15 protein-coding genes and 1 riboswitch are annotated in these 19,509 nt (G+C 44.1%); of the genes, 12 read left to right on the forward strand and 3 right to left on the reverse strand.

Going from position 1 to position 19,509, the window contains the following annotated elements:
* Positions 1 to 37: 37 nt before the first annotated feature.
* Together MKZ16_RS11515 and MKZ16_RS11520 are read right to left on the reverse strand one after the other, a co-directional pair.
* Complete coding sequence (locus tag MKZ16_RS11515) at positions 38 to 1,654, reverse strand: DUF4179 domain-containing protein (protein WP_076104610.1); 1,617 nt, start codon at positions 1,652 to 1,654, stop codon at positions 38 to 40.
* Entirely contained in the window at positions 1,638 to 2,156 is a 519-nt protein-coding gene (locus MKZ16_RS11520; protein WP_076104611.1) for an RNA polymerase sigma factor, read from the reverse strand. The genes MKZ16_RS11515 and MKZ16_RS11520 overlap by 17 nt, the downstream gene beginning before the upstream one ends.
* Before the next feature lie 204 nt (positions 2,157 to 2,360).
* A riboswitch (cyclic di-GMP riboswitch) is annotated at positions 2,361 to 2,452 on the forward strand.
* A 117-nt stretch (positions 2,453 to 2,569) separates the two neighbouring features.
* Between MKZ16_RS11520 and MKZ16_RS11525 the strand changes: the two genes are divergently transcribed.
* Both MKZ16_RS11525 and MKZ16_RS11530 read left to right on the forward strand, forming a co-directional pair.
* Positions 2,570 to 3,424: a DUF6612 family protein gene (locus MKZ16_RS11525; protein WP_076104612.1), complete on the forward strand. Its 855-nt coding sequence runs from the start codon at positions 2,570 to 2,572 to the stop codon at positions 3,422 to 3,424.
* Positions 3,425 to 3,536: 112 nt separating this feature from the next.
* Positions 3,537 to 4,700 carry an NADH-dependent flavin oxidoreductase gene (locus MKZ16_RS11530; protein ID WP_256715467.1) on the forward strand — a complete coding sequence of 388 codons (1,164 nt, stop codon included), beginning with the start codon at positions 3,537 to 3,539 and terminating at the stop codon, positions 4,698 to 4,700.
* Between the two features lie 76 nt (positions 4,701 to 4,776).
* Here the strand turns inward: MKZ16_RS11530 and MKZ16_RS11535 are convergent, their stop codons facing one another.
* The gene (locus tag MKZ16_RS11535) at positions 4,777 to 5,793 is read right to left on the reverse strand and encodes a CapA family protein (protein ID WP_076100879.1); all 1,017 of its coding nucleotides are present in this window, start codon (positions 5,791 to 5,793) and stop codon (positions 4,777 to 4,779) included.
* Positions 5,794 to 6,062: 269 nt separating this feature from the next.
* Here MKZ16_RS11535 and MKZ16_RS11540 point away from each other — a divergent pair, with 269 nt between their 5' ends.
* From MKZ16_RS11540 to MKZ16_RS11585, 10 genes are all read left to right on the forward strand, one after another.
* Complete coding sequence (locus MKZ16_RS11540; RefSeq protein ID WP_076104613.1) at positions 6,063 to 7,301, forward strand: FprA family A-type flavoprotein; 1,239 nt, start codon at positions 6,063 to 6,065, stop codon at positions 7,299 to 7,301.
* Positions 7,302 to 7,316: 15 nt separating this feature from the next.
* Complete coding sequence (locus tag MKZ16_RS11545) at positions 7,317 to 8,531, forward strand: FAD-dependent oxidoreductase (RefSeq protein WP_076104614.1); 1,215 nt, start codon at positions 7,317 to 7,319, stop codon at positions 8,529 to 8,531.
* Between the two features lie 28 nt (positions 8,532 to 8,559).
* Positions 8,560 to 8,742, forward strand: a complete 183-nt coding sequence (rd, locus tag MKZ16_RS11550; protein WP_038569857.1) for a rubredoxin — start codon at positions 8,560 to 8,562, stop codon at positions 8,740 to 8,742.
* 48 nt (positions 8,743 to 8,790) lie between these two features.
* Entirely contained in the window at positions 8,791 to 9,501 is a 711-nt protein-coding gene (locus MKZ16_RS11555) for a Crp/Fnr family transcriptional regulator (protein ID WP_076104615.1), read from the forward strand.
* Between the two features lie 214 nt (positions 9,502 to 9,715).
* Entirely contained in the window at positions 9,716 to 11,077 is a 1,362-nt protein-coding gene (locus tag MKZ16_RS11560; RefSeq protein ID WP_179090004.1) for an extracellular solute-binding protein, read from the forward strand.
* Positions 11,078 to 11,290: 213 nt separating this feature from the next.
* The gene (locus MKZ16_RS11565; protein ID WP_076104617.1) at positions 11,291 to 12,355 is read left to right on the forward strand and encodes a GDSL-type esterase/lipase family protein; all 1,065 of its coding nucleotides are present in this window, start codon (positions 11,291 to 11,293) and stop codon (positions 12,353 to 12,355) included.
* Positions 12,356 to 12,371: 16 nt separating this feature from the next.
* Entirely contained in the window at positions 12,372 to 13,925 is a 1,554-nt protein-coding gene (locus tag MKZ16_RS11570; RefSeq protein WP_076100870.1) for an extracellular solute-binding protein, read from the forward strand.
* 74 nt (positions 13,926 to 13,999) lie between these two features.
* Positions 14,000 to 18,253 carry an alpha/beta hydrolase fold domain-containing protein gene (locus MKZ16_RS11575; RefSeq protein WP_076104618.1) on the forward strand — a complete coding sequence of 1,418 codons (4,254 nt, stop codon included), beginning with the start codon at positions 14,000 to 14,002 and terminating at the stop codon, positions 18,251 to 18,253.
* Between the two features lie 103 nt (positions 18,254 to 18,356).
* On the forward strand, positions 18,357 to 18,563 hold the full coding sequence (locus MKZ16_RS11580) for a tautomerase family protein (RefSeq protein WP_051491612.1): 207 nt from the start codon (positions 18,357 to 18,359) through the stop codon (positions 18,561 to 18,563).
* Positions 18,553 to 19,509: an ABC transporter permease subunit gene (locus MKZ16_RS11585; RefSeq protein WP_036689353.1), complete on the forward strand. Its 957-nt coding sequence runs from the start codon at positions 18,553 to 18,555 to the stop codon at positions 19,507 to 19,509. Before MKZ16_RS11580 ends, MKZ16_RS11585 begins: the two co-directional genes overlap by 11 nt.

Raw genomic sequence — 19,509 nt, forward strand, 5'->3', positions numbered from 1 at the left:
TATTAAAAATAATCCGCCCCTAGATTAACTTCCTGTATTAAAGTTTAATTTCCTCGTTCCGGCTAGGATCGCTATATTTATAGATACCAGGGTTCAGTTCGATTTTTTCGTCGAAAGGAATATCTTTGTAGCTATCAATATTAGTTCCTGCAGATATCATGCCCTTAGGCGTAATTTCAGGCACCACCTCTTTGCCATTAATCCGTAATGTAGTTTGGTTAACACTTTTGAAGCCAGAAGATTTGGATGTTGATTCGACAATCAAATTTTCGCCCTCAGTATAGTAAGTGAATTCAATTTTTAACCCATCGACATCAAGTGAAGTGAACTGCTTTTCTTCTTTAGGTTTGTTTATAGTGATCCAATTCTTAGTAGTATCACGTTTCTCAATAACAGCATCCTTTAATATAAGTTTCATTGGAACATCGGACCAGTCGTTATACCATTCCGGAGATTCGAATTGAAATAAATGCTGGTAGCTTTCGGAATGATCACCTTTCAAATTCCAACCCCCAGTGATTGTTTTATCACCTATAACCAACTGAGCGGTATTATAGTGGACAATTCCTTTTTTAAGCGAATCATTTTCATCTATTAGAATTTGGATATCCAAAGGGGTAACCACTAGCTGATCTAAGGTTATACCGGTCTTTTCTTGAAATTCAGGACTGTTATACAGTTTCTTAGTGTAAATCGCCTCACTTGCTTTTTGTCCATCTGCTTTAAAATCGAACTTCCACGTACCTGAAAATCGTTTCGCTTCTTCAATGTAACTAAAATGAAGACTAGCTTCCTTCCAATCTGATTCAGTTATATTAAAAACCTGTTCAATAAATAAATCCGATCCTTCGTTAGGCATGATGGTTGGAATTGCTTCATTCTCTTGACCACCAGTACTAACTACCAAATGTGGGTTACCCCGTCCTAAGTCAGATGGTGATGCAGCGACTTTGTAACGGATAATGGTTTGATTGGAAACATGTCGAACGGATTCGATTTGAATGCTTGGGTATTGCTTAACTCCAGTATCAATTATTGTATCTCCTGCTTGATGATTAGATTGTAAGGGAATATTCTGATCACGGTAAAAAATGAGATTCCGTGCTTCAAACTTGTAGTCCTTTTTATCATCCTTTAATGTATCAGGTGTTTCATATACTCCAATGAGTTTCTGGCTTTCAGGATCGTATTCTAAATAACCGTATACCTTTGCCTTGGCACCGGATTCACTAGTGATGATGTTTTCCTCTGTAGCAAATCCAATATATTGGGATAGATCAGATTTAGTATCAAGTGATAACAGCATTTTCATTTTTTCTCCATCAGTTACAACACCGTTCAAATTCATTGTTACTCCTGAACTGGAAGTTTGAAGATTATACTGTTGACCGATGCCGTTATTTAATGCATTACTCACACTTCGACCACCAATTTTATCCCAATTAATCGTCATACTAGCGAATACAGGAATGGCTACAAGTAAGAGGCAAGAGAAGACAATACTGATAGGAATAACCTTTTTATTAGGCCTAGGAGTATTCTGGGAGGCATGCAGATTTCTTTGACGTGTATATGCTTCTTGTTCTATGGCAGTCCACATCAAATCATAATCTGGTCGGGGAATATGTTTATCTTTTTCAATATACAGACTCATTACTATTCAGCTCCTTTAGTTGGGTTCCACCCATACTATTTAGTATTTTAAGTCCCTTGTTCAGTCTGGATTTTACAGTTCCTTCGGGTATGCTCATAACTTTAGAGATCTCGGGTACAGTCAATTCGTTGATAAAACGAAGGACTACTACCATTCTGATTTTGTCGGGAAGCTGACTGTATAACCCTTGTAATTCTTTTTTAGTTTCTTGTCGATCCAAACGTTTTTCTACAGGGTTTGATTCCTCAGACCTGGATAGTAAATAATTACGTACTTCTTTCATCCACCCCGTCTTACGCCTTTTGATCACACTGTTGCACTCATTTGAAGCAATTCGTAAAATCCAAGATTTCAAGTTTCTTACCTTCGACTTATCCGCTAAGATAACTTTTACAAATACCTCTTGGGAAATATCCTCCGCATCTGCCTGATTTTTCATTAAGTAGTAACAAAAATAATATACTTGTTCTTTATAGAGCTCGAAAATTTCCCGGTCACTCATTTTGCTGCACCCCCTGTCTTTGCTGTTCTCATTAATAAGACTTATAAGCGTATGTAATCGTTCATTTTTCATTTTGATTGTAGTATTTCTTCTGAGTATCATAGCGAATTCGAATGGAAGATAAGTCGTTTACAGGTAATTATAACCATGATAAAATTAGCGGTGGGACATGCGTCCGTAAGCTAATTAAAACTAATTGAATGTCCGCGTTAAAGGTAAAATCATCGAAAGATGATGACACAAAGCCATGGGTCTAAAGCCTTTCGACAGAAGGAAATGATCGCCAGGCCGCCATAGGGATGTCTTATGAAGCATAAAGGATAGCTCTAAGAATATGTAGTCTATTTTGAGCTCTTTTATTATTTCGACCTATACGGCGTTACATTATCGCAAGGGGCCGAAAGGGGAAGTACATGAACAGTTTTTTCAAAACAATAGGTACTAGTTTGGCAGTAGGTGCTTTATTGCTGTCCGGAACGATCGGATGGATGTCTAATCCTGGAGTAGTGTCTGCAGCTACCTCAACAGCAGTAACCGCGGATCAGATGATCAGCAAAGTAACGGCAGCCTCCAAAGCAATAAAGAATTTCCATCTGGATGTGACCAAAAAACAGGATATTCAAAGCGGCGGGGTGCGTATCAGCAACACCAACACTCTGAAGCTGGATATCAGCCGTCTGCCGAATTTTGCCGCAGCAGGTACTGTCGCTAGCAGTCTTTTAGAAACATCTTACAGCTTGTATGCCAACGATAAGGAGTTTTACTATCTTGTAGACGGAAGTGAGCTTATCGATGAATCTGAAGACGATTCTTCAGGTTACGACGATGACGGGGAGCCGATCGATCCTGATGCACAGTATTGGCTTGGACTGGAGAAAACGGAATGGGAGGCCTTTTACTCTAAAGGCCAATACGATCCTGTTTCCATGCTTGATTCGGTAAAAAGTTATAAAAAATCCATGAAAGTCAGCACTGCTGGCGCACAAACGGTCTTACAATTCACGGTAACCGATCCGACAGCAGCTAAGGGGATAATCAAACTCTATGACCAGGAGAACCTCTGGGATGGTGAGACAGTTCAACCCAAAAGTGTAACGTGGAAATTATTCGTCAATACTAAGACCTGGCAAACAGAAAAGCTGACAGTCGATCTGAGTTATGTGTTGGTAAGTGATGGAGCAAAAGATACATACACCACGAAAATCGAAGCTAAATATTCCAAGAATAATAAAGGTACAGCCATTGTAAAACCGGCTGAACTAGAATAATAAAGACGATTCATATCGAGCAAAAAGCGCTGTTCCGCTGAACAGCGCTTTTTGCTGTATTCAACAGCAGTTCTTTATTAGTTGACAAGAATAAATCATTGCTGTAATTTATATGTATGCGCATGTATATAATATTCTGTTTAAATATAATTTAATGAAAGTTGGGAAAAAGATGATAGCACTAGACACAGCATTAACTTTTCGCAGAGGACTGACACTAAAAAACCGAGTGGTTATGGCTCCAATGACCACGCGAATGAGCTTTTATGACGGTGTAGTAACACAAGATGAATTGAAATACTATTCACTAAGAACGGGCGAAGTAGGTGCGGTCATCACTGCGGCAGCAAATGTACAAGAGGGTGGAAAAGGATGGGAAGGTGAACTTAGTGTTTCCTCCGATCAATTTATTCCCAGCCTTAGCCGATTAGCATCTACTATTAAACGAAATGGAACAAAAGCTATTTTACAACTATTCCATGCAGGAAGAATGACAGATTCAAAAATACTACGTGGCGTACAACCAGTTTCCTCCAGCGCCATTGCTGCCGAACGTCCGAATGCAGAAATTCCAAGAGCATTAACAGAAGATGAAATTTTCGGTGTAATTGAGGATTTTAAAAAAGCGACTCAACGTGCTATTCAAGCTGGATTTGACGGGGTAGAAATTCATGGAGCAAACACATATTTAGTCCAACAGTTCTTCTCTCCACACTCCAACCGTCGTGATGATCAATGGGGCGGAAGCTTAGAGAAAAGATTTAATTTCATTAACCAATTAGTGGATGCAGTTATTGCTGTCGTTGACAATTCAAAGGTTAAGGATTTTATTGTCGGCTATCGTTTTTCTCCAGAAGAATATGAAGAGCCTGGAATTAAAATCACCGATACCTTTTATCTTATTGATAAATTAGCTGATAAAAAGCTAGATTATCTGCATATTTCATTAGGGGATTTTAAAAAAGTATCTGCATCAGAAGATTTTAAAGAAAAATCAATCCTGCAATATGTACATGAGAAAATCAATGGCCGTGTACCTTTAATTGGGGTCGGAGATATCCGTACCAAACAGGACGCAGAGGACACGTTGACAAATGCTGAATTAGTAGCAGTAGGACGTTCTCTTATCATTGATCCTCATTGGACAAGTAAAGTGCTGGAGGGTAAAGAAGATATCATCAGAAGAGTACTTGCTGATCAAGATAGAGAAGAACTCGTAGTAGAGAATGGTATTCTAGAATTCCTTAAATTAATGATGCCTGATCGTTTACGCTAAACCCAAACACAGTTTTGAGCTATATCTATAACGTTCCGCGGTAATTCCGCGGAACGTTATTTTTACTGTAACGACTCTATTCCCTCTTTAAGATTGTTGTCGTATGTTTCAACATTCGATTCATGAGATTTCGCCGTTCTGTTTTTATGTCGGTGTCGCTTCTCTTTAATGCGTCGCGGATGGGGATGATCTCTGTAATTTTCCTGCCGCTTTTTATTCTTCGATCTACACAAGTCGGAATGTAACCTACGTTAGTTATACTCGTGTGTCCTTTTTCATCCTTCTTTATTTTAAGCGTAAGAATGATACCGCTTTGTGTATAAGGAATATTCATTAGTTTAGTCGAAACAAAATTCCCCAATGAGTAAATAACGAATTGTTTTTTTCCACGAAGCGCTAACGGTTGTAGAACATGTGGGTGAGACCCCAGTATGATGTCGGCGCCATTTTTAAAGAAGAGATTGACCAGCTCTTTTTGCCTCTTGTTTGGAGTGTAACGGTATTCGCTTCCGAAATGCAGATAAAGCAAGACTAGATCGACTTTCTTTTTTAAATCTCGAATCTCCCGAATGATTTTGGGCGTAGATATCCGGTTAACCAGCCATGGCTTACTCACTGGTACAGGAATTCGGTTGGTTCCTGCTGTGTAGGAGAGGATGCCGATCGTAATTCCTTTGACGTTTTTAATAAGAGTTCTCTTGGATTCTTCTAATGATTTAGCTGTTCCCGTGTGGTCGATTCCATTACGGTCTAGAACTCGTAACGTCCGAACCAGACCCGGGGCACCATAATCCATGCAATGATTGTTGGCCGTTACTAATACGTCGAATCCGGCTTGCTTAAGTGCAGGGGCCAGTTCGTCTGGACATTTGAATATCGGACCGCCTGAACGTGGGCTTTTCCGGCATTCGGGGCCACTTCCAGCAAAGGTGGTTTCGAGATTGCCAATTGTCAAATCAGCCTGTTTTAGATAAGGAGCTACTTTTGCAAACAGGGGGCTGAACGAATAGGTTCCGTCAGGCTGTTTAGCATCCGAAATAATATAACGTTTGACCATTAGATCTCCCACAGCAGCTATTTGTATTTCAGTCATGGATATCCACCTTTTTATTATTTTCATTAGGATATGGCATAAAGTTGTTATGGGTTATTCTTTCTTTAAGGCGAAGTGCAAACATTTTTGTGGCTTTTTATTTAAAATGTGACCCAACGCATAATCACTTTATTTAGATCGTCTAAATTTAAGGTATTCATTTTTTTCAAACTTTTATAATTTGATTCAAATCCTCTTTTTTGTTTGGCAACCATAATAAAATAAGGTTGTTGATAAACATTATCAATCAAACATTGGAGGTTAAAGAAATGAGTACACAATTCAAAAAAATCGCCGAGGATACTTACTGGATAGGCAAAATCGATAACCGCCAGGTTCCATTTCACCGCCTGATTCTGGCAAAAGGAACTACCTATAATTCTTATTTATTAAAAACAGGTAAGCCAACTGTCATTGATACCGTAGATATGGAATTCGGACGTGAATATGCCGAGTGCCTGGGTGAAATGATTGATCTTCTAGATATTCATTACATTGTAATTAATCATACAGAGCCTGATCACTCTGGTGGACTGGCAGCTCTCGCTGCCAAGGCTGCAAATGCCACGATCGTATGCACCGAGATTGCTGTTCCAGAATTGCAGGAAATGTACAAGCTTCATAGCCGGAACTTCCTGGTGGTTAAAGATGGAGACAAGCTGGATATTGGCGGGAAAACGCTGCTGTTTAAAGAAACACCGTATCTCCATACCGCCGAAACGATGATAACCTATTGTATCGAAGACCAAATCTTATTTCCTTGTGATATTTTCAGCACGCATGTTGCGGTGGAGAATCTATTCAGCGATGAAGCCGGGTTTGATATTACGGAAGATTTCCAGGGCTATTACGCAGCTATTATACATCCTCATAGAAGATATGTAAGAACACTGTTAGAGGCTGTTAAGGATCTTGAGATCCGGATGATCGCTCCTTCCCATGGGTTTGTGATCCGGGAGGACATACGTAAATATATCGAGATGTACGCCACATTGAGCCGCGAAACGACGCAAGGAAAAAAGGCAACCATCGTTTATACCACCATCAAAAACAGTACCAAGAAGATGGCCAAAATTATACAGGATTGCTTGCAGGAAAATAATATTGAGACAGAGGTCTGGGATGCAGATAAAAGCAGTGCCACCGATATTCTGAACAGCATAATGTCAGCTGACGCGGTCTTTATTGGCAGCTCCACTAAATACGCGGACATGATTGGGAATCTGGAGAACATTCTGAAAGAATTGCACAATATGAATCTGGAAGGCAAACTTGCTGCAGCCTTTGGCTCCTACGGTTGGAGTGGTGAAGCCATTGAAGTCATTCAGGATTATCTGAATGGAACAAACATGACGGTGCAAAGCACATCTGAGGTTATTAAATCCACGGGGATGACACATGTAGAGTTCCCTGTACGAATCAGGTTTTCCCCGAAAGAGCCTGAGAAAGTTCAAAAAATTAAAAATGCGGCTGAATTTGTATCGGATTTGCTGCTGAGTTCATTTTAGGGAGGGGAGCATAGGATGACAAAACATTACGTTATTGTTGGCGGCGGAGTAGCCGCCGTCCATGCCGCCAAAGCCATCCGTGATCAAGACGCAGATTCGGAAATTTCGATCCTCGGGGAGGAAAGCCAACTGCCCTATAACCGGATTAAGCTGACTAAAGGGCTGTTTACCGACCTGCACAGTGAGAAGGTGCTGATTAAAAAGGAAAAGTGGTACCGCGATAACCGTATATCCGTAAAAACCTCGACCCGAATCCGTTCTGTCCACCCGGACCGGCAAATTGTTGTGACAGAAGATGGGCAGAGTGTTTCTTATCATAAGCTTTTACTGTGTATGGGAGCGAAGAATCGTGAACTTTCCCTTGAAGGCTCCGGCCTGAACAATGTCCATACCCTCCGGGACATGAACGACGCGGACAGATTGAAAGAAAACCTGCAGGATGGCAGCCATGTAGCCGTAATCGGTGGTGGAGTGCAGGGAATCGAAACCGCTTGGGCGCTGCATGTAGCTGGATATCAGGTAACGGTGATCGAAGCTTTTCACCGGTTGATGGGCAGACAGCTTGATGAGAAATCCTCACAGCTACTTAAGGAGAACCTTGAACAAGCAGGTGTGAAGGTTATTCTTCAAGCAGATGTGGCGTCTATTACAGGAACAGAGTTTGTTACCGGAATTACGCTGGACGACCAATCTCATTTTTCCTGTGACCATGTGGTCTACTCCATTGGTATTGTACCGAATACGGAACTGGTAAGTGGCTCGAGTATTCAAGTCCGGCAGGGCATTATCGTAAATGAACAAATGCAAACAAATGATCCACATGTGTACGCAGCCGGAGATGTGGCTGAAGTTAACGGGCATGTGGAAGGACTGTGGGGCGGAGCGATTGAGCAGGGCCGGATTGCCGGCAGTAATATGGTTGCCAATCTGACTGCGTATCGTAGAGCTGTTCCGGTTACCTTATTTAACGCCTTTGGCATCTCTTTATTTTCGATAGGCAACGTGGATGAACACTATTGCGATTCGGTGGTAAGCGGAGAAGAAAATGGGGCGTATACGCGAATCTATGTGAAAGATAACACAATGATTGGTGCGATATCCTGGCAAGGAGCAGCTGCTTCACTGGGGTATAAAACCGCTGTAGAGCAAGGCATCCCCCTTGAGGGGATCGATGTTAACGGGAGCAGCATCGAGGAGATTATGGCTGAAGTACAAACCAGGTTGAACTAAACTATTAACTTTTTAGGAGATGATAAAGATGAAAAAATACATTTGTCTACCCTGTGGTTATATCTATGATCCGGCATTAGGCGATCCCGATGAGGATGTTGTTGCAGGCACCGCATTTGAAGACTTGCCTGAAGATTGGGTCTGTCCGGTATGCGGTGAAGATACCAGTCATTTTGCAGCGGTTGAAGACAAAAAAACTTTTGTATCCTAAAGGAAAGTAAAAGTTGTACAAAAAAAATGAACAACAGGGGGGACAGTTATGAAGGAGTATTCTTGCCGATACGCTGCTGAACCTTGTACCCGCAAGGTGCCTATTTTTGCTGCGTTAAGCGATGACGATCTCTCCCGGATCAGTGCTATGATCAAGCATCGTAAGTTTACTAAAGGTCAACCTTTAATTCTGGAAGGGGCGCCGTCAGATACGTTGTACATTATTCAGCGAGGGCATGTTAAATTATCTAAAACAACTCCTGAGGGCAAGGAACAAATTTTGCACATCTTGACGAATGGAGACTTTTTCGGGGAACTGAGCATTTTTAACAGCGATGAGCTGAGTAACTTCAGTGCTTATGCTCTGAAAGACACTAACATTTGCATGCTGACCCGAACGGATATGGAGCAGCTGATGAGGGATAATCCGGATATTTCGCTCAGGCTACTGAAGAGTGTGACCAAAAGACTAGCCCATACGGAAAATCTGGCGCAAAGCCTGGCGACCAAAGATCCCGAAATACGAATTGCTTATATGATCATGGAACTCAGCGACAAATATGGTAAGCAGCGTGGCGCTCATATTCATATTGACCTTCCGTTGTCTCGTGAAGAGCTGGCCAGTTATGTTGGGGTCACCCGCGAAACTATTAGCAGAAAATTCTCAAGGTTCGAAGATTCAGGTCTTATTGAGCTAATCGGAAACAAGCAAATGATCATTATAGATCCAGCCGGTTTGGAGAGTTATATGGGGTATTAAGAGGATTACGGTGTATTGACTGTCCTGTATGACACCGTTGGTGCAGAACATACGCTATATGGGGCCAGACTCCGAATACTTGTCGTTCCCAAAGGATTTCAGTATGATGAATACTATAAACTTGTCCCTATGGGCTCGATTAATCGGAAGATGGCGAGGAAACCCAATGCAGAAAAGGAATAGCAGAAAATTTTTCAGGATTAGGCTAGAGGAAATGATTCAAACCTTGCGACATGAAATTCGTTCGGGAAGTATAGCGATCGGCAGTTATCTTCCTTCAGAAAGCGACTTAGAGGTGCGTTTCGGACTTAGTAACGCTTCTGTGCGCAACGGGCTCAAGGTGCTGGTGGATGAAGGCTTAATTGAGAAAATTCCGCGTGTTGGCAATCGGGTCATCCCTCCGGTAGAGGAAGGCAGAACGACGATCAAGTTCGGATATGTGAACACCATCCCCAAGCTTGTAGAGATGCAAGAGTTACTGAATGAGTTCGGCAAACGCTATCCGCATATCGACGTTCAGCCGCTCGAGTTGTCTTCAGGAAACTACTCAACATCTTTGAAAGAATATTTGCAATCGGAAATCATGGATGTCGTACTGATGAATAATAACAATTACCAGGATTTTTTGGAGCAAGGCTGTACAGAGCTGCTGGAGCCGATGGAGGAACAGCCGGGCACGTATCGTTTTCTTTCCGGCCCGTTCCGGTACGGTGACCGTAATCGCGTTCGCCCCTTCATTTATTCTCCAGTTGTGCTTTGTTATAATAAACAGCACTTTAAGGAAGCCGGCGTATCACCACCCGACAGTAGCTGGACCTGGGACGATTTGTTCGCTAATGGTCGAAAGGTAGCAGAAGGTCATGACTGGTACGGTTTTTATTTTTATTTGCCTTCTCGTAACCGGTGGCCGTTGTTCCTGCTTCAAAGCGGCACAACGTTTGCGGCAGAACAGGATGACGAAGGCAAATACCGGTTCAGTGGCTCAAAGCTACTCGACAGTTTAGGAACCATCCGAAAGCTGATAGGCATGAAGGATGTATTTCCAGCCGTATTGTCCGAGAGCGATGCGGATGCGGAAGCCTTGTTCTTGCAAGGCAAAGTGTCCATGATAATGACGACCTATTATTTCTTGAATCAATTGCGTCAATCCGATTTGGCATTCGATATTGCTCCATTGCCTCGGCTGCAAAATGCTGATACGCTGCTGATTATAAATGGACTGGCGGTTAACAGCAAATCACAGAACAAGGATGCATCCATGCTACTCGTTGATTTTCTCACCTCACACGAGGCGCAACTGATCATTAGGCGCAAGACACTGAATATTGCAGCCAACCGTTTGGTGATGGATTGGGAAGGTGAGGAAGTGGGTTATCGTCCGGCCCGTTTTCAGCTTTACCGTGAGATCTTCCCTACCTATCGTCTGGTTACAGAGCTGGGTTTAAGCAACCTCCAGTTGAAAGAGATTCAACGCGATATCATGATGTTTGTATCAGGCCTACTGGACAACGACGAGTTATGCCGCAGGCTTGAGGAGATATTGAATGCGGTAAATCAGGAGACTCAGCACTCTTGAAGACTGAAAGTTTATGTGAAAATCCCGGCACAGGTTCAATTCTGAACCTGTGCTTTTTGTTATGCTGAAGTATTTGTTTGTCGCACAATAATTGACTCATATATGACTCATAAAAACATGTTGACTATACTTTTATTATTATTATATGATGCAATAGAAGTCAGATATGAGTTAACGCGAACTCATTATTATTAAGGTGGTGTAGCTGCAACGATGGAAAAGGAAGGCGTTTATTTTCACAATGTTTCGGAGCTGGTTCATAAACCCTATCAATCTGGATTGCATCTCCAGCGTTTTCCACAGCATGTGCGCAATGGCTTGTCAGAGAAAGGAAGAACCAAAGCTATACAATCGAACGGCTGCGAATTGCGGTTTGTCACCGAATCCAAGCATGTTAGGGTCACTGTCGGATCGAATGATAGTAACGGCCGAGTTGTGGTATGCAGAGGGGATTTTTTTCATTCTCAGCATTTTTTGCAGGCGGGTACGGTAACCACTCTGCACTTGGAGGAGCCGGAACGTTTTACAGAGGTATCAAGTAAGCGGCTGAATCAGTCTGGATTTTCCTCTAACGTATGGCGTTTGCATTTTGATCGTTTCGGAGCTGTTTTCTACGATGTGGATGCTTTTGGTTGTGAAGTACGTGCGCCTAGACCGGATGAGGTGCCGAAGCTTACGATGCTCGCCTATGGATCTTCCATCAGCCAGAGCGCGGGATCCACGCATCATTTCAATGGTTACTTACAGCAGACAGCGCGCAGACTTGGTGTGGATGTGCTAAATCTTGCGCTTAGCGGATCTTGTTATTGCGAGGACGTAGTTGCCGATCATCTGGCTGAACGTGAGGATTGGGATTTTCTGTTTCTGGAACTTGGTGTCAATATGCGTGCTGTAGTGTCTCCCGAGGAATTCAAGCGTAGAGTGTCTTACATGCTGGACCGGGTTATCGAAAATCATCCTGACAAACCTGTGTTTGTTACTACGATTTATCCGAATCGTGCAACGTATTTTCTTGATGCAGGCCATCTTCTTCATGTCCAAGAGGGGATTTTTAACGAAGTGCTGCTTCGTTACTGTGAGAGCAATAAACATCCACAACTACATCTGCTGGATGGCGCATCAGTCATGCGCGATCTTACCTCGCTGACCTCCGATCTGATTCATCCTTCCGATTATGGACACACGCTAATGAGCGAGCATTTAGCAAAACTGTTGCGGCCCATGATCGAGCCCCTCCGAACTTCTAGTCATTCTAGTGCCGTGTCCCAAATTTTGTAATAGGGAGTTGATGGAAATGAAGCGTTGGATGCTTACCATGGTGGGAGTTTCATTATTAGCCGCCTCTATGAATGGATGTTCCTCTTCTAATAAGGGGGGAGAAGAGCAAGCGGGGGAGAGTCCAGAAAAAACCACTGCTATCTCCATATCGTTCCGGAGCGGAAACATTTCGTATGCAGACAATCATCCGAATATCAATGATGACAAATGGGTCAAAAAGCTGGAGGAACTTACAAATACAGATCTTAACATCCGTTTGATGCAGCAGAAAAATTTTGATTCCCAAATGATCCAAATGTTCGCGATAAACGACATTCCGGATGTCGTGCAAGCAAGCTCTGGGCTGACGAACCCTCAGTTGGCAGGTTCCGTGGAGGCTGGAGTATTCATGCCACTTAATGAATTGCTTGAGCAGTATGGGCAAGATCTTCTCAAGAAAGTTCCGAAGGAGGCATGGGACAAGGAGACCGATGCGAAAGGTAATATCTACGCGATTCCGGAATGGCTGTCCAATCCGTCACGCCGGGCAACTTGGATTCGTGCGGATCTTTTGGAACAAACAGGGCTGCCAGAGCCTAAAACAGTCGATGACTTCCTGAATGTCATGCGTGCTTTTAAGAAGATGGGTGTGGAGAATCCTTATATGGGCCGGGAGGACTTTGTATATTCGGATATGTTCTTCGGATCTTACGATACCTTTGCCAATTTCTTTATGAAACAAGGGGATCAAATTGTCCCGAAATTTATGAATATCGAAAATATGCAAAAGACGATCCAAACGTACAAGACAATGTTCGACGAAGGACTGATAAACAAAGAGTTCGTCACAATTAATCCCACGAAATTCAAGAACGATATTCTTGCAGGCAAGGCGGGTATCTGGAACATGAATGCCAACCTGTTGATCCAATGGGATCAGCAGCTAAGAGAACAGGTGCCTACTGGTAAAATGAAGCTGATCGCCTCGCCCACAGGACCTGACGGTAAGGGGGGACTTCGTCTTGTCGGTACGGTGCCGCGAGCGTATTTAATTAACAAGGATGCGAAAGATCCTGCCGGGATCATCAAGTTTTTCAACTGGATGGTTAGTGACGAAGCGGAAAAGTTTTTTACCTTCGGAATTGAAGGGGAAAACTACACTGTAGAGAACGGAAATATTAACTATAACAGACCGAAAACAGCCGATGAAGCTGATGAGGAAACGTTCCGTCAAATCCTGCTGTGGTTCGTACAGGATACTACCTACAATAAAGGCGCGCTTAGTCTCACACCCGAAGGAAAAGATTTGATGAAGCTCTACGACACAGTACTTGCGAATGAGGGACGCGACGGGATTCAATTTGAACCGCAAGTAAAAGGCTATCAGAAAAACCCGGACATCACTCCAGGTGGAGATAAATTGCCGCCTGTTATATTGACGCATGTGATCAATATGGTATACGGCAAAAAGCCGATCTCAGACTATCCGAAGGTGGTGGAGGAATGGCTGCAGAAAGGGGGAAGTGACGTCGTCAAGGAAGCAACAGAACGTTATAACAATAACGACGGTGTAATTTTGTCCCGACATTAATAAGCTGCATCTCAAAAGAGGTTTGAACTCCATAATGCTTGTGATTACCTATACCATGTCAGGGAGGAATTCATTTGAGAAACGGACTATATAGGAAAGCTTTTCGAGTGGGCATTAGAGTACTGTTGGCGTTGGCTTTGTTATATTCGCCTTTGGAAATGCAAGCGCTTACCAAAGTTTATGCAGACGGAATAAACGATGACTATGTTACGCTCTACGAGGAAAACTTCGATGACCCTGACAATTTTGGATCGACCGGTGGCGTTACCATTCCGGGGCCTTGGCTGCAGGAAGGTGAAGGAAATAGCATGGCGAAAACTTCGGTTTCGTCCACGGCCCCGTCCGTACCGAATCTGGTGAAAATCGATGGCAAGGATGCATTGGCGCTGCCAGTGAATTCGACGGGGTACCGCAATCTTCAATTGAGTTATTATACACGGGCATCCTCCTACATCGGAGGAAGCGTCATCGTAGAATGGTCAAGTGACGGAGGGATAAATTGGACAACGTTGGAGGAATTTAAGCTGCCCCCAGGGACGCTGGAACAAAAGAACAGTGAGCCGAATCAACTCAAAGTCCAAAACTTGGGCAGCGGAGCTGACAACAACCCGAATGTCAAGATCCGGGTCCGTGTGGGGGAATTGATGAGCGCGAATATGTACATCGATAGTGTCGCCCTCAAAGCTCAAGCGATTCCTGGAATACCACCCGCAGAGACACCGGTGCCAATCCCTACACCGGTTGAACCTAAGCCGTTTGTGGTTCCTGAAGGCGTTAAGCTGTCTGAAGATGTGCTGATTGGGAACGCTGGAACGCGGCCGATTTATACTTCGATTGCCGTACCTAAGATCCCGCCTCATGCACCGATGCCAGTGATGGTATACATTCATGGCGGAGGTTGGAACCATGGGGACCGGAAGCAAGCCCTTGCCAGTATCTGCAACTATGTAACCAAGCGAGGATATATCGGAGTATCGCTGGATTACCGCCTAACCCCGGAAGCGCCATTCCCGGCGCAAATTCAGGATGTGAAGCTTGCTCTCCGTTACTTGCGCGCGCATTCGGCAGAATACCATTTGGACCCGAGTCGGATCGGTGTATGGGGTTCGTCGTCAGGGGGGCATCTGGCCTCACTGCTCGGTACGACTGGGGACATCAAGTCAGGCGAGACAATCACATTGGATACTGGACATACCGTAAACGTTCCGGATTTGGAGGGGAATGGGGGTTGGCAGCAATATTCTGATCAAGTGCAAGCCGTTGTCGATCTGTACGGTCCAGCGGATTTTACAACAAACTTCGCTAATAGCTATAAATCCGTGAAAGCGCTTTTAGGCGGGAACGACGCGTTCTCTGTGCCAGACCAGGCAAGGTTGGCCATGCCTGGCACTTATGCGTCACCGGACGATCCGCCTTTTTTCATCCGCCATGGGGATGTGGATGCAACGATCCCATACACGGACAGCATTACGTTCTCCAATCAATTGAAGGATGCAGGCGTGAAAGTGGTCGATGTCAAAATTGTACCGAAACAAGGTCACGGTTTTATAGGCGAAGCGGCTGAGCAAGCAAGCGCCGAGGCTTGGGCTTTTATGGATCAATATGTAAAGAATCGAACGGCAACAACATCTGATGATGAGGTTGTATACCGCGATCTAGCCAGTCTGACACCGAGCGACGATGCAGTCATCGACAGCAGCAAGCCCACTGTAAACTTCAATAGCGCGACGGGCAGCAGCAATGGATTGTTCAGTATTTCTTCTGGCGCCGAGAACAAGAAATATGTGTATTTTAAATTTGATGTCTCTTCATATAGCAATCCTGCAAACAGGTATATTTTTAATGTTGCTGCCAAAAAGGGTTCATCCAATGCGGACCTCGAACTTTCGTTATTCGGCCTAAAGGATACAAATTGGACTGAATCGGAGCTGACTTGGAGCAATGCGCCTGTCACGGATCTGACCATTGCTTCGTTAAGTGGGAAATTTACCGTAACGGCAGACAAATCAGGAGCTCCACAGGTTTACAGCATCGATGTGTCCGAGTTTGTCAGAGACAGATTGTCCGCATCGGGCGGTAATATCGCTTTTCTGCTTGGTGATACGGCAAGCACTGGAATTTCCCTCAATGTCTATTCGAAAGAAGCTAATGGCAACAGCAACCCCCGTCCACAGCTTGTTGTTCAAGAAGCGGTTGAACCTTCAAGTGACCTTGAGAAACCTTCCTGGCCGGATGGAAGTTCTCTGAAGGCTGTCAATATAGGTACAGAGTTCATTCAACTTTCATGGCCGGCCGCCAGCGATAATCAAGGTATCGCCTCCTATCGCGTATACCGGGATAACACCCTGTTATCCAATGTTAACGATGCAACGTATACAGTCGTTGGGCTTAGCCCTAGCACGGCGTACAGCTTTAAGGTTGAAGCGGTGGATCAGTCGGGCAATACATCCGTACCGCTTGCTTTTACCCGGTCAACGCTTACAGAACCCATCATTCCTTATGCGATTGCAAACGTGACAGCTAGCGACAGCGATGGCAATATCGCAACGAATACCATCGATAATAACTTGTTCACCCGTTGGTCCGCTGCAGGTAAAAGCCCGTGGATCCAATACGATTTAGGCGAAGAGAAGCAGATCAGTTATTTAGGTATTGCCGTTTATAAAGGTGATACGCGCACGGCTCAATTGAGTATCGAAACTTCAAATGACGGTTTGGCTTGGACTACGATATGGACTGGTGCAAGTATGTTCAGGACGATAGAGATGCAACCTTTCGATCTTTCTGACACAGAAGCAAGATATGTGCGCATCGTAGGTCTTGGAAATTCTGATGGCAGCGCGTTTACAAGTTTATCGGAGGTAAACATCTATGCGCCGTTCGCAAATGGAGATACACCTGTAGCCAGCATTCCGAATTACACGCCTAATCCACCCCGGGAACCGATCCCATTCACAGCTCCCGGATTAACTGAACCTGATGGTACGGTGCATCCGGTTCATTCCTCACCTACTACCACTGGGCGCCTCTTGAATGTGCTGGACTATAATGCTGATCTCGCCGATAACGACACAGATGACGGTATTGCTATTCAAGCTGCCATAAACAGTGCTGAGCCCGGCGATGAGGTCTATTTGCCGTCTGGGGTTTATAATTTGAACTCAACATTGGATACCCTTGTCAATTTGAAGCTCAAGTCAGGTGTAAACCTTCGCGGTGAGGATCAATCAACAACCATCCTCAAGACATCTCTCAATAAGGTAAAAAACAGCACCTTGATGAAAGTATCCGGACAGCATGATCTGTCCATATCCAACCTCACATTGACTTCTACCTGGAACGGTGTCTACACGACGGATCATAAAGTGAACAACCCGGACGCAGGTGGTCCCGACAGCATGATTACCATTGCAAATTTTGGTGAGGTTCCGTCATACAACATCACGGTTGATGGGGTTACTGTAGAGAAGTATTCACGTATGGGTGTGCGTATCGACAACAGCCGTGATATTGTCGTACGCCGCAGCACGTTCCGAAATGCGACAGATGTAGGGCCGGGTGGTGCTGGCTATGGTGTGTCGATTCAGGGCATGGCCAAACAGGACCGCAACGGGTATGAGAACGACACGGTTTGGAATGTTGTGGAGGACTCCCATTTCGAAGGCCCTTATTTGCGGCATGGGGCGCTGATCCAATTTGTTGCCCATAACAATGTCCTGCGAAACAATCAGTTTATGAATACAAAGCTGGATGCCATCGATCTGCATGGAGAACTCGAATATTTGAACGAGATATACGGCAATTTGATTAGTGACATTCCCTACGGCGCGGCGATCGGGCTGGGAAACACCGGGGGTACAGCACCCAGCAATCACAGTAAGTCAGGACCGCGCAACTATATCCATGACAATACGATTCGTAATACAAGAGAAGGAATCAATGTAACTATGGGCACTCCGGATACAGTCATCGAGCGAAATGTGATTGAAAATACAACTCATATAGAGGACGCCAAAGGCATTCAGATTTTGAACGGGCCAGGTACAATCATTAAGGAGAATATCATTCGCAACAATACTGCGTCGAATTATTGGGCTGTATCCCTTGAGCATGATCCCGGCGACAGCAAAGCAAATGATATCGGAGCGGGCGACCCGCAGGACGTTCAATTGATCGGAAATTCGCTGATTAGTAATACGAACGGCATTCGACTTCTTGCTGGAAAAGGGATCATCCTGCAGGGGAATCTTATTGACAGTATAAGTCGCAATTATTTCAAAAATGATCATGTGGTAGTAGAGGGTTGGCCGTTACCGAATATACCCTAAAGAAAACACAAGCTCACTCATAGAAACTCCATATTGCAAGCGCTTTATTGTAGGTAGAATGAGGTTAGATTCATTCACTATTCAAGGAAATGGAGGAAGGCCGATGCCACATATTGAGATTAGGATGTACGAAGGCCGAACAAGTGAGCAGAAGGAGGAGATAGTCACCGTATTCACGCGGGAGTTATCCCGAATTATTGAACGGGATGAACGATTTATTACCGTTGAATTTCAAGAAATTCCCCTGGATGAGAATGCTCCGGCGAACCTGCTGAAAACAGGATCTATAGGAAACGGTTATGAAAGCTAAGTTAACTGGGGTTGACCTTATTAACTACAAAGCCGACACGAAAAGATCCTTGCTTTTAAACATGTGGAAATTCAGAGCACTCTATGTGATTGCGATTCCCGGGATCTTGTATTTCATCATTTTCAAGTACTTGCCGTTGGCTGGTTCAGTTATTGCATTTCAAAACTACAACATTTTTAAAGGCTTTACAGGCAGTGAATGGGTGGGACTTGAGCACTTTAGGACGATGTTTCAATACCAGGATTTCGGAAGAATCTTGAGCAATACAATTCTTCTAGGCTTGTATGATCTTATATTCGCCTTTCCGGCTCCAATATTGCTTGCGCTTCTGCTGAATGAAATTCGGCTTGTGTTTTACAAACGGTTTTTGCAAACGGTGGTTTATATGCCCCATTTCCTGTCTTGGGTAATTGTCAGCGGTATCGCCTTGGGTATACTCTCCCCAGGAACAGGGATTGTGAATCAGGTTTTACAAGCCTTCGGCTTTGAACCAATTTATTTTCTTGGTGAAAATTCATACATTCGCACGATTTTGATCAGTTCCGGTATCTGGAGGGATTCCGGGTACGGTACGATCATTTATCTGGCCGCGTTGGCAGGAATAAACCCAGATCTTTATGAGGCTGCTGAAGTAGACGGAGCCGGGCGCTGGAAACAAACCTTAGCCATTACACTGCCGTCTCTGATACCGACGATTATGATTTTGTTCCTTCTCCATATCGGGAGATTTCTTGATCTTGGCTTCGAGCGGGTATGGGTATTCCTGAACGCGCTTAATACCGGGAACGGGGAGATTCTGGACACTTATATCTATAAGGCGGGGCTGCTGTCTCAGCAATACAGCTATACAACAGCAGTGGGGCTATTCAAGTCGGTAGTTGGACTCATTCTGGTGCTCATCGGCAACATTTTGAGCAAAAAAACAACCGGTGAATCGCTGTATTAA

The sequence above is a fragment of the Paenibacillus sp. FSL R5-0928 genome (genome assembly GCF_037970385.1).
Taxonomy (GTDB): Bacteria; Bacillota; Bacilli; order Paenibacillales; family Paenibacillaceae; genus Paenibacillus_AQ; species Paenibacillus_AQ odorifer.